General features: G+C 41.9%; 11 protein-coding genes. 7 read left to right on the forward strand and 4 right to left on the reverse strand.

Annotated features, from left to right (window positions below; translation table 11 throughout):
- Positions 1-238 precede the first annotated feature (238 nt).
- Both V7K84_RS17675 and V7K84_RS17680 read left to right on the forward strand, forming a co-directional pair.
- A complete protein-coding gene (locus tag V7K84_RS17675; RefSeq protein ID WP_334839887.1) occupies positions 239-433 on the forward strand; it encodes a hypothetical protein in 195 nt (64 codons plus the stop codon).
- Between the two features lie 944 nt (positions 434-1,377).
- Positions 1,378-1,464 (forward strand): DUF4351 domain-containing protein, encoded by an 87-nt coding sequence (locus V7K84_RS17680; protein ID WP_334840000.1) that lies wholly within the window; start codon positions 1,378-1,380, stop codon positions 1,462-1,464.
- A gap of 137 nt (positions 1,465-1,601) precedes the next feature.
- Here V7K84_RS17680 and ilvB read toward each other — a convergent pair whose 3' ends face one another.
- The 3 genes from ilvB to V7K84_RS17695 all read right to left on the reverse strand — a co-directional run bounded on the left by ilvB (position 1,602) and on the right by V7K84_RS17695 (position 5,592).
- Positions 1,602-3,497: a biosynthetic-type acetolactate synthase large subunit gene (ilvB, locus tag V7K84_RS17685; RefSeq protein WP_334839888.1), complete on the reverse strand. Its 1,896-nt coding sequence runs from the start codon at positions 3,495-3,497 to the stop codon at positions 1,602-1,604.
- Between the two features lie 126 nt (positions 3,498-3,623).
- Positions 3,624-4,886, reverse strand: coding sequence for an MFS transporter (locus tag V7K84_RS17690; RefSeq protein ID WP_334839890.1), 1,263 nt, complete (start codon positions 4,884-4,886; stop codon positions 3,624-3,626).
- Positions 4,887-4,998: 112 nt separating this feature from the next.
- Positions 4,999-5,592 carry a hypothetical protein gene (locus V7K84_RS17695; RefSeq protein WP_334839892.1) on the reverse strand — a complete coding sequence of 198 codons (594 nt, stop codon included), beginning with the start codon at positions 5,590-5,592 and terminating at the stop codon, positions 4,999-5,001.
- A gap of 265 nt (positions 5,593-5,857) precedes the next feature.
- On the opposite strand from V7K84_RS17695, the gene V7K84_RS17700 reads away from it, so the two are divergent.
- The 3 genes from V7K84_RS17700 (at position 5,858) to V7K84_RS17710 (ending at position 7,711) form a co-directional block, all read left to right on the forward strand.
- On the forward strand, positions 5,858-6,169 hold the full coding sequence (locus V7K84_RS17700; RefSeq protein ID WP_334839894.1) for a LemA family protein: 312 nt from the start codon (positions 5,858-5,860) through the stop codon (positions 6,167-6,169).
- Positions 6,162-6,314 (forward strand): LemA family protein, encoded by a 153-nt coding sequence (locus V7K84_RS17705; protein ID WP_334839896.1) that lies wholly within the window; start codon positions 6,162-6,164, stop codon positions 6,312-6,314. Before V7K84_RS17700 ends, V7K84_RS17705 begins: the two co-directional genes overlap by 8 nt.
- A gap of 278 nt (positions 6,315-6,592) precedes the next feature.
- Positions 6,593-7,711 (forward strand): ferrochelatase, encoded by a 1,119-nt coding sequence (locus tag V7K84_RS17710; protein ID WP_334839897.1) that lies wholly within the window; start codon positions 6,593-6,595, stop codon positions 7,709-7,711.
- Positions 7,712-7,755: 44 nt separating this feature from the next.
- Here the strand turns inward: V7K84_RS17710 and V7K84_RS17715 are convergent, their stop codons facing one another.
- Positions 7,756-8,301, reverse strand: coding sequence for an NADPH-dependent FMN reductase (locus V7K84_RS17715; protein ID WP_334839899.1), 546 nt, complete (start codon positions 8,299-8,301; stop codon positions 7,756-7,758).
- A gap of 388 nt (positions 8,302-8,689) precedes the next feature.
- Between V7K84_RS17715 and ftsH the strand changes: the two genes are divergently transcribed.
- Together ftsH and V7K84_RS17725 are read left to right on the forward strand one after the other, a co-directional pair.
- Entirely contained in the window at positions 8,690-10,579 is a 1,890-nt protein-coding gene (gene ftsH, locus V7K84_RS17720) for an ATP-dependent zinc metalloprotease FtsH (protein ID WP_334839901.1), read from the forward strand.
- A gap of 318 nt (positions 10,580-10,897) precedes the next feature.
- Positions 10,898-11,812: a DUF928 domain-containing protein gene (locus tag V7K84_RS17725; protein ID WP_334839903.1), complete on the forward strand. Its 915-nt coding sequence runs from the start codon at positions 10,898-10,900 to the stop codon at positions 11,810-11,812.
- The last annotated feature ends 61 nt before the right edge of the window (positions 11,813-11,873 follow it).

Below are 11,873 nucleotides of genomic sequence, written 5' to 3' on the forward strand. Positions count from 1 at the left end.
ACAATTAGAATCCCTCTTGCTGGGGTAGTATTTTCACTAGATTATGTACATTGTAGATAACGTATGAATGCAAAATCCGATCAACCCAAGCAATTAACAATTCAAAATTCAAAATTAAATAAATTTCAGACGGGGATTTAAACCCTGACTGAAATGGGTGCTACATGTAATGGTTGGGGTCTTAAACCCTTTACGATAAACTAAATGTTTAGCTGCTAATTATTGCTGCATCGAAGAGGTGGGAAAAATTCTGCTGGATATAGGAACCCGTGGACGAGGTTTATTTGCTGTTATATTGGCATTAGTAGCAGAAGAATTATTAGCTGCTTCAGAAAGGAGAGGTGGTTTGCTATTAGTAGAATTGGCAAAATCACTTAATTTTGTAGCCGAAGGTGAACTTGAAGATATGGAACTAACATTCTCAGGATTTTGACTGTTGGTTTTTACCGGAGTTTGAGCTTGACATGGAGTAATGAGGAAAGTTGAACTTGTTCCTAATGCCAGTATGACCAAATGAGAAATATATTGTTGCATGGAGATTGGTAAAATGGGTTGATAAATCTTCAAAGCTTAAAAAAGTTGTGTTTGTTCTCAGTTAGAAATAAAACTGCAATTTTCCAATAGAAATCATGACGCTGTTGCCCAAGAAAACTTGAACACAGCGATTTCTAAATGAATAGACTATTAATGCTTAGTACATTAATTCGCTAACAACAATCTAACCTCCCTCAATCAAGGGGAAGCTAAACTCTCTTTTGTAAAAGAAAGAAAGCGATTATTTTAAGACTACTAAATCTACCTGAAAGAGAGTTAGAAATAGATACACCTGGAATAATTGACGTTTTTTAATCAACTAAGCCAGCACAACCATTAATATTCTAGTAATATTTAACTTGTTAATAAAAGAGGAATGTTACTGAACTTTTTGACAAAACTGATTTATATAAAATCAACTCTAACTCGCATATTTAACTAATTAAAGCAAAAAGTACATGAACTTTTAATAAAGCCTAAGTTTGATAAAATAGTTTTCATTAATAAATGCGTGTATATTTCAGCAATGTACGCTAAGTTTGACTATATTAAGTTATTGAGAATATAAACCAATACGCTTGGGTTAAGGCTAAAAACTAAAACTGGCGTAGGTTGGGTTGAGGAACGAAACCCAACATTATCAACGCTTTGTTGGGTTTCGCTGTTGCTCAACCGAACCTACTATTCTTCTTAACCCAAGCGTATTGGAATATAAACCCACGATGATTTAGGTTTGCTCGATATGAGTTTAGCTGTAGACATCCTTAAACTACAACCCATTCCTATTTAGATAAGACAGATAACAATTAATTAAAATGAGATTTTTATGATTTATGTAAATCGATTACTCAACTAGAAAAGTTAGCTGAGGCGCTGTTAGATTTCAACAGTCAAAGCGATTTAGTAAATTACTTAGGAAATATCTTTTGACCTCAACCTAATCTGGAAGATTAAGCGACACCTACGCAAGAGGAAAGGGGGCAGGAACTAGGGGGATATTCCTGAATCTTTCTCCCCTTATCCTTGCCCCCACTATCTCTTCTCTGGTCTTGAATTATCAAAAAGCATTACAGCTTCGTCCCACACTCAGCGCAGAAGTTGTGGGTAGGAGCATTTTTGGCATTGCAGTTGCTACAATACACTGGCTCGGATGCCGCTTTCGGCGCTTGCTTCTGCAAACCGACCATTTGAGCGTTGCTCTTACCAGGGGCTACCATTGGATAGCAGTTTTCGTCTCTGGTGACGTGGACATTTAAGATTACTGGCCCTTTGTGTGCTAGCATTTCGGCGATCGCATCTTTTAATTGACTGCGATCGCTGATTACCATGCCTTTAATGCCATAAGCTTGTCCCAATAACTCTACATCTGGCATCCCTACTTCCATATCGGAGCATGAGTAACGCTCACCATAGAAGGCTTGCTGCCACTGGCGCACCATCCCTTGCCAGCCGTTGTTGATAATTATTGTCTTGACATTTATTCCATACTGTGAAATTGTTCCTAGTTCCTGTAAACACATTTGGAAACTAGCATCACCGCTAATACAGATGACTTCTTCATCAGGAAACGCCACTTTCGCGCCCATTGCCGCAGGTAAGCCAAAACCCATCGTTCCCAAACCAGCGCTAGAAATCCAGCGCCTTGGGCCATTCTTCAGGAATTGTGCTGCCCACATTTGATGTTGTCCGACATCTGTGGTGTAGAAAGCGTTGGGTGCTTGGCTATTGACTTCTACAATTACTTCTTGGGGTGAAATGCTGTCGGTATGCTGCGGCACGATGAGAGGATACTCTTCGCGCCAACGGTTAACTAAATTCAACCACTCTTGGTTTTGATTTGGTGTAGCCTTAACGCCTGTTTCTTTACAGCGACGCAATAAGTCTACTAACACATTCCGCACATCGCCGACGATGGGCACTTCGGGAATGCGGTTTTTGCCGACTTCTGCGGGATCGATGTCGATGTGAATTACTTTGGCGCGGGAGGCGAATTCGTCTAACTTGCCTGTAACGCGATCGTCAAATCTAGCGCCAACGCAAATTAGCAAGTCACAATCACTAACCGCAAAGTTAGCGTAAGCAGTGCCGTGCATCCCCAACATTCCCAAAGCTAGGGGATGATGTTCGTCAAAGGCACCGATCCCCATTAAGGTTGTGGTGACAGGGATATCGAATAATTCAGCTAGTTGTTTGATTTCTTCATGGGCACCAGCTGCGATCGCACCACCACCAACATACAATAGCGGACGGCGACTTTCAGTAATCAACTGGATGGCGGCATTAATCTGCCGGGGATTTCCCTTTACAGTGGGACGATAACCGCGTAACTTCACTGAACCTGGTTTCACAGGCACATAGTCAAATTCTTCTAAAGCTACATCTTTGGGGACATCTATCAAAACTGGCCCCGGACGCCCAGTACTAGCGATGTGGAAGGCTTCGGCGACAATTCGCGCCATATCTTTGGGATCGCGCACCACATAAGAGTGCTTCACGATTGGTAGGGTAATCCCGTAAATATCGGTTTCCTGAAACGCATCTGTACCAATAGACGGACGTGCTACCTGTCCTGTAACCACGACCATCGGGATTGAATCCATGTAAGCTGTGGCGATGCCTGTCACCAAGTTAGTTGCTCCTGGGCCAGAAGTACCAAAGCATACTCCTACTTTGCCTGTAGCACGGGCATAACCATCAGCGGCGTGGGCTGCGCCTTGCTCGTGTCTCACGAGAATGTGCTTCATAGCACCAGTTGCTACCACCTTATACAGGTCGTCGTAAATTGGTAGAATTGCCCCACCAGGATAACCAAAAATATAATCAACGCCGTGGCGATGAAGGCTGTCAAGCAGAGCAAAACCGCCAGATGCACGTTTGGGCACGACTGGCGGACTAGAAGCACGAGACTGTTTGTGATTCTCGATTTGTGGGAGACTAATTGGGGAAAGCGATCGCACGGTCAAACCTCAGACTATAGCTAAAGTTAATGCTGAATTCTGTAGTTAAGATTTCATTTTAATTGAAAACTTCAATCAAAATCTTATTAATTTTTATATTAAATATAAAGTTAGATTCTTAGCTTACATTAGCTAAATTACGTCTTGCAAGACATTGCGGGTATTTTTCCAAGCCCAAACACCGACAACTACGACAACAATACTCATTGCTACCAGCACAAATCGCAAGCCCAGAGCATCAGTTAATGGCCCAGTAATCGCCAGAGGTAATGCCAGAGCGATGTTCACAGCATGATTTTGAAAGCCAAATACTTTACCGTGCATGGTCGGTGGTGTTTGCTGTTGAATTAAAGTTTGCATGGGGACACCAATTAAGGCAGCACCTACACCCAAAAATGCACAGAGTCCTAGCGCCAGCAACAAGTTGTGCGTAAAAGTGAACACTCCTAAAACTAGTGCCATCATCAAAAACCCAATTAAAGGTAGAGGCTTGTGATGCAATTTATCACCCCAATGACCTAAAATTGCCGCACCAAAGACCATACCTACGCCTGCTGCTGCCAAGAAAAAACCAAATTGTTTTTCTTTAAGACCAAACTCCTCAGCTAATCGAATCGTCAGCACTGTTAAGGCTGCAAACACACAATATAAGGTTGTCAGTTGCAGCATGGCGTTCAAGATCAAAGGGTTTTTCTTGAGATAGCGGAGGCTTTCGGTGAATTCAGCCCAAGGGTGATTTGATGCCCGATGTTCTCTCGATTGTTTGGGTTCTTTAAACTTAATTGGCTGCATGATCGCAGCCGATAATATGTATAATCCACCAACCACAAGCTCTTGACCGTATTCTTCTCCCATCCAGCTTTTCGCCAAACTCAAAATCGGCTCTCCAATGGCAAAACCAACAATTAAAGCTCCCATCATCGTGCTGGTAAACAGCGCATTGGCTGCCAACAAATTCTCTCGCTTCACCAACAAGGGAATAGCTGCTTGTTCAGCTGGTGCAAAAAACTGCGTCACCGTGGAAATGGCAAAAGTCAGGATTAACAGAATCAAGAAGTGTCGTGGTAACAAGGGAAGACACAGCGTTAATATTCCCCGCACGACATCTGAGCCGACCATAATCAGCTTTTTTGGCAAGCGGTCAACAAAGATGCCACCAGCAGAGCCGAACAAAATTGCTGGGATTGTAAACGACAGCATTAAGGTTGAGTACATCGAGTTTTGTGCCAACCCTGGAAGCGGTGGGTAGTTCTCCAAGAGAGCAATCAGCAAAACGAAGAAAACCTTATCTGCTAACTGGGACAGCAGTTGCCCAATCCACAGAAGCATAAAACCACGGTTTTTTAGCAGTGCGCCAAACCCGTTATTAACAGCAGCTGGTTCAGTTGGAAACATTTAGATACTTTTTTTGGGTAGATGGGGCATTGGGCATTGGGCAGAGCAAAGAATAAATGCTGATTCCAGACTCCTCACTCTTAACTCCTGTGTACTTACTCCATTGTCCGGATTAATTTGCTTCATAGCGTTTTAACAGCATAAGCAAAAATTCAGCTGCTGTCAGACGACCTTTGGGTGGAATAATCTCAATGGATGAATCTACCCAACAGCCTTGTACAGTTTGGGGAGATTTCCAAATGCACAAATGATCCACTGCTGGCTCTGCATAAAAGTTATTTTGCCCACAACCTAGCAAACATGAACTCCAATGAGTGAAATAATCATGACTCATCCGATGAATAGGGAAATTCCCCTGTAGTGGTACTCCCCATCCATCTATAGCAATAAACGCTTTGACACGACCACCCAAGAGTTGCCACAAATGCGCTGCCCCTATTGCCCCGACTACACCAGCACTAAAGCTAATGAATATAATTGGTGATTTTAAAGAGCCGGTCAAGCAATCGCGCAAAAACTGCAAAATGTGCAATGCTGATAAAACAAAAACATCTTTACCCGGATAAATCAGTATATTTGGTGGATTGTGTGCGATCGCGTAGCTCACCGCAGGTATCGCGCCATTAGAAACTAAATCTAACAATCCGACTCTAAAGCTTTCACTTAACTCTGGCTCATGAATTCCAGGGCAAATAATTATATTCATCTGTAACATTACCTTTGATTTTTTTACTCTTCCGATGTACAGAGCTTTTTCAAAAATCAAGTAATATTCTTATATATTACCTTGTTTTTACTTACTAAATTATAGCCTCTTCATATATTTTTCCGAATTTAATATTATTTTAAAAATCTCTTAATTTGCATTAAAAATAATATTAGATTAATCTTATCAATCAAATGTTTATCTTAACAATCAGTTTTGTTATTTTAATTTTAATTATTTTTCTTGCTCAATTCAATATAATAGTTTGATCCAAAAAAAGAATCAAGTTAGTAATGCATTTTCTACTGTTGATGTGATTCTGCAAAAAAGAAACGATTTGATACCTAGACTTGTTACCTTAGCTCAAATGTATATGCAATTTGAGCAAAAAACATTGATAGAAATTAACAGGCTCAGAAGTAGAGCAACTTTAAAAAATTTAAGTGACAATAGCCGAGTTGCTCTAGAAGACCAAATTTCGAGAATGTTAAGCAATATTATACTAGTACTGGAAGCATATCCAAAATTAAAAACAAAGGAGCATTTTATCCAATTGCAATATTCTTTCTTTGAGTGAAGTAGAAGAACAACTTTCTGCCGCTAGAAGATTTTATAATTATGCCGTAACTGAATATAATAATGCCGTAGAAATGGTTCGGTTAGGGTTTTTTGATAAAAATTTTAAATCACAAAGACGCGATAAATCGCCGTCTCTACAATAATCAATCCTTCGTCTTGACGGCGATTTATCACGTCTCTTGGCTTAACCGAACCGTATTGGCATTGGTTCAATTTTCCATGCCTACTTGCCCTGAGCGTCCCGCAGGAAAGGGATGCCCAATGCCCCACGTAAGCTTTGTATGTCTTTTGATGTATTATCTTGATTTTCCCACCTATCCTATCCCCCTGGATGGGATAATAAGTTACAAGTAGGGAAAATGTGCAAACTATTCCCTGACTTTATATTTCTCTGCACTCTGGTTATATTGAGGAACTAATTGTGGTTGCCACGCCGGAAAAAGTACAACACACCCACGAGCATCTATCAGGTAAAGACCGTGTAGCCGTACTGCTTATGGGCTACGGCGAAGTCGAAAGCTACGAAGATTTCGCCAACTATAACGAACAGGCTTTAAATCTACTGACAGCAAAATTCGCACCAGTACCAACCTGGATTTATCCTCCTCTGGCAAAGCTTCTGGCGCTATTTGACCGCCACGAGTGGGGACACACACACCACGATTTTATCTCCCCACACAATGCCATTTTTGAACAGCAGCGTGCTGGGATTGAGAAGAATTTACAAGAAAAATGGGGCGATAAGGTTCAAGTTTTCAAAGCTTTCAACTTCTGCGCCCCTTTTCTACCCAATCAAGTCTTGGCAGAAATCAAAAATCAAGGCTTTGAGAAGCTGCTAATCTACCCATTGCTGGTTGTTGATTCTATCTTTACCAGTGGGATTGCGATCGAGCAAGTTAACAACGCTCTAGTTGAGTTGACTGATGGTGAGGAACACTGGGTTAAAGCACAGCGTTACATTCCTTCTTTCTTCAACGAACCAGCTTATATCGATTTGATGGCTCATCTGGTTGAAGAGAAAATTGCTGAGTTAGCCGGAGCTTATCTCCCTTCTCAAATCGGCATAGTGTTAATGAATCACGGCTGTCCCCACAAAGCTAAAGGCTTTACTTCTGGGATTGCCGAAAGTGAAGCAATGTACGATTTAGTTCGGGATAAGTTGATTAACCGCTATCCGTTAATCTCGGTGGGTTGGCTGAATCATGACACACCCCTAATTGATTGGACGCAGCCAAATGCAGAGCAAGCTGCTAATAACCTGATTCAATTGGGTGCGAAAGTGGTAATTTTTATGCCAATTGGCTTTGCCACAGAAAACCACGAAACTCTATTGGATGTACACCATATCATCCACGCTTTAGAGAAACAGCACCCTGGCACGAACTACGTGCAAATGGCTTGCGTCAACGACCATCCAGAATTCTTGGCAATGGTGGCGCAATGGGCTGATACTCATATAGCAGAGTTGTTATCAGAACAAAGTGTGGCAGTTAATCCTCAACTCGCTGGGGATCACCATCATCACCACCACCATCATTAAGTTTTGAGTTTGCGAGGGTGGGCCTAGCTTTGCCCACCCTACCATTAATTTACGCCCCGCAGCTTGCGAGTGTTATCAACTAAACTTTGAGCAAATTGATCGAATCTTTGAGAAAGCTTCTCATCTACTAGTTTGCCTTCAGAACTGAATGCACCCCAAGCTTGTCCGATCGCAATTTGTTCAGGGATAGACCAACAATGCACCCATCTGGTAATTAACCGTAGTTCGTTTAGAGCGTTGCTATTAGACTGACCACCCAAAACACTAATAAATCCTGCTACTTTATCAGACAGTTGGTCAAAACTCATCAAATCTAAGGCATTTTTTAGGACACCACTAACGCCACCATGATACTCAGGTGTCGCTAAAATTAACCCATCGGACTGACTAACTGTTTCTTGCAACCGCTGAACATCTGGATACTCTGGATACTCCTTTGCGCCAGTGCAAAATGGTAGCTGCAACTGCCGTAAATCGAGAATTTCTACCTCTGCGCCTACAGCTTCAACCCTTTGCGCTGCGACTTCTAAAGCAAGCTGGGTATAAGAGTTGGGTCTTAAACTGCCACCGATGCCAATAATTTTCACCATAATTAACCCATAAACTATTAACTAGCTACTATCGTCAGATTTCTTAAAAAGCGGAATCGTTATGACTATGTTTATCTTAGCGATTTGTGCTGGAATGTGTCAAATTAATATCTACTGGGGATTGGGGATTGGGGAAGCAGAGGAGCAGAGGAGAAGTTGTAGTAAGTCTTTCCCCTCTGCTTCTTGTACCAAATGCCCAGTCTTAATAGCTGCATACTAGCTAACCCTCGCTCAACTTTATGTAATAGCCTGAAGAAACTTGGGAATGCTTTTGTGAGGAAGTTAGACTAGATAAGAAAAGTGTAATTTCCAGTTATTACAATTTTTGATAGAAGAATAGGCATAAAACCAGCGCTTAACTTGTGCCAGCAGACAAAGGGTAATTATTATGACAAATTCGGGAAAAAAAGCATTGATAAAAAGGCAGTCCTCAAAGCGCGTTGCTTGGGTTGGTGCAATTGCTGCTAGTTTGATTATGTTGCCAGGAATTTTCGGAAGTACTCCTGTCATGGCACAAAAGGCAGAAACCGCCTCGCTAAATTATGGCGACTTGATCAAGAAAGTGAAGGCGGGAGAAGTTGAGAAAGTAGAGCTTGACGAAACCGAACAGCTAGCAAAGGTTTATCTCAAGGGGCAAAAAGATAATACACCACCGCAACAGGTGAGACTTTTGGCGCAAAACACAGAGTTAATCAACATTCTCAAAGACAAGAATGTTGATTTTGGGGAAGTTTCCTCTGCGAACAGTCGAGCTGCTGTTGGACTGTTGATCAACTTGATGTGGATTTTGCCACTGGTGGCTTTAATGCTGTTGTTCCTCCGGCGCTCTACTAATGCTTCTAGCCAAGCGATGAATTTCGGTAAATCCAAAGCTCGCTTCCAAATGGAGGCAAAGACTGGAGTGAAATTTGAAGATGTCGCTGGGGTTGAAGAAGCTAAAGAAGAACTGGAAGAAGTTGTGACTTTCCTGAAACAGCCGGAAAGATTTACTGCTGTAGGCGCACGGATTCCCAAAGGTGTGCTGTTAATTGGCCCTCCTGGTACTGGTAAAACTTTACTAGCAAAAGCGATCGCAGGTGAAGCCGGTGTACCATTCTTCAGTATTTCCGGTTCAGAATTTGTGGAAATGTTCGTAGGTGTGGGTGCATCTCGCGTGCGCGACCTTTTCAAGAAAGCTAAAGATAATGCCCCTTGTCTAATATTTATCGATGAAATTGACGCAGTAGGCAGACAACGGGGTGCTGGGATCGGTGGCGGTAACGACGAGCGCGAACAAACCCTCAACCAACTGCTCACCGAAATGGATGGTTTTGAAGGTAACACAGGTATCATTATTATTGCTGCCACAAACCGCCCAGATGTTTTAGATACAGCCTTACTCAGACCGGGACGTTTTGACAGACAAGTCATGGTCGATCCACCCGATCTCAAAGGACGACTAGAAATTTTGCAAGTCCACGCGCGGAATAAGAAAATCGATCCTAGCGTATCATTAGAAGCGATCGCTCGCCGCACTCCTGGTTTTACTGGCGCAGATTTAGCTAACTTACTCAACGAAGCCGCCATTCTCACCGCTAGAAGACGTAAAGAAGCTGTCACTCTTTTAGAAATTGATGCTGCTGTAGACCGAGTTGTTGCAGGTATGGAAGGTACCGCCTTAGTAGACAGCAAGAGCAAGCGCTTGATTGCCTATCATGAAGTTGGACACGCTTTAGTAGGCACATTGCTCAAAGACCACGATCCTGTGCAGAAAGTTACATTGATTCCACGGGGACAAGCACTGGGATTAACTTGGTTTACTCCCAACGAAGAACAGGGGTTAATTTCGCGTTCTCAACTCAAATCCCGGATTACTGCTACTTTAGGTGGTCGCGCCGCCGAGGAAATCGTTTTTGGTAAGCCAGAAGTGACCACAGGCGCAAGCAATGATTTGCAACACGTTACAGGGATGGCGCGGCAGATGGTGACACGCTTCGGGATGTCAGAATTAGGCCCATTGTCCTTGGAAAATCAGAGTGGAGAGGTATTTTTAGGACGTGACTGGATGAATAAATCAGACTACTCTGAAGAAATTGCTGCCAAAATTGATTCACAAGTGCGCGAAATTGTTAGCAATTCCTACATTAAGGCCAAAGAACTGTTGGAAGAAAACCGCGTAGTTTTGGAGCGTTTAGTAGATTTGCTAGCAGAACAGGAAACAATTGAAGGTGATGCATTCCGCAAAATTGTTGCCGATCATGTTCAGGTAGCCGATGAACAATTGGCTGTACCTCATTAAAAATATAAGTGAGAAATAATGTAGAGACGTAACAGTACTACGTCTCTACAAGGTGTTCTGGATAACGCATCTTTAATTTCACCAGATGTTTATTAAGGAATAGGCAAAAGCTAATAGTCTATCAACTTTAGACTACTGAAAATGCAAAGGTTAAGATTCCCAACTTCTGAAAAAAGTTGGGAATTTTGTTGTGAAAAAAAATTACAATACTACCTCAGCCTTCCCAGAAAGTAGCACACATAAAGTCTTGTCACTGTAAAGCTTAAGCTATTGTATTATATATACCCAAATAATGTACTACAAGTAAACATAAACATCATGAAATATAGATTTTGTGCAAGTTATCTGCTTGCTGCTTTAGCATTTCTACCCTTCGAGCCTGTAAGCATTACTCAGGTTTTGGCAACAGAGTCAGTTTACCAACTAGCACAAGCAAAATCTGCTTACACCCAATATATGCAGCTTGGTTATAATGAAACCAAACGGAGAAACTATAGAAAAGCTTTATTGAATTTTCAGCAAGCAGAGCGGCTACGTCCTGGAGATAGATACGCTACTTCTGCAATTAGAAATGTTACAGGTTACATTCAACGCGGTAGAAATCGTATCGCCTTTGTCCCAGGTAGACCTGGTAGAGTAAGGTCAGCAGGAACACGAGGAAGTTGCTTTCAAACTGGACAATATCTTATTCCCCTGACACCAACAGATAAGGAAGCTCAACGCACTACAGCAGAACGTCCCACATTCTTTTTCTACGTTCCTCAAACCTCGGCAACAGTGCAAGCACTAGAATTTGTTTTGCGGGATGGTGATAGCATTGACCCCTTGTATAAGGGAATTTTCAAACCTGTTGGGCAGAATGGTATTGTTAGTGTAAACGTACCTGTCGATCAGCCATCTCTACAAATCGGTAAAGAGTACAATTGGACTTTTTCGATGATTTGCGATTCTAATAACCGCGATAAAGACTCTTATGTAGAAGGTACAATTGTGCGATCGCAAGATGAAAACCTATCTCTTCAGCTAAACCAACCAAACACAGACTTAGATCGTGCAGTTTTATTCGCCACAGCTGGGTTTTGGGAAGATGCTCTGAGAACTTTAGCTAATTTACGCCGCCAGCGTCCTAACGATCCCGAAGTTCAGAAATATTGGGAAGATTTTTTAAATTCAGTAGAGATAAAAGAAGTTGTAAATAAGCCTTTATTGCCCTGTTGTACTGCTCATAAATAAATTAAAAATTACTTAAAAACCCGGTTTTGATAGAGAAGCTGGGTTTTTTAACCTTCAATTT

This window comes from Nostoc sp., from assembly GCF_036917315.1.
GTDB lineage: Bacteria > Cyanobacteriota > Cyanobacteriia > Cyanobacteriales > Nostocaceae > Nostoc.

Coding starts and splice junctions, on each gene's coding strand:
- V7K84_RS17715 (WP_334839899.1), bottom strand. CDS start 8,301: ATGGTGAAAATTATTGGCATCGGTGGCAGTTTAAGACCCAACTCTTAT.
- V7K84_RS17725 (WP_334839903.1), top strand. CDS start 10,898: ATGAAATATAGATTTTGTGCAAGTTATCTGCTTGCTGCTTTAGCATTT.
- V7K84_RS17690 (WP_334839890.1), bottom strand. CDS start 4,886: ATGTTTCCAACTGAACCAGCTGCTGTTAATAACGGGTTTGGCGCACTG.
- V7K84_RS17695 (WP_334839892.1), bottom strand. CDS start 5,592: ATGAATATAATTATTTGCCCTGGAATTCATGAGCCAGAGTTAAGTGAA.
- ftsH (WP_334839901.1), top strand. CDS start 8,690: ATGACAAATTCGGGAAAAAAAGCATTGATAAAAAGGCAGTCCTCAAAG.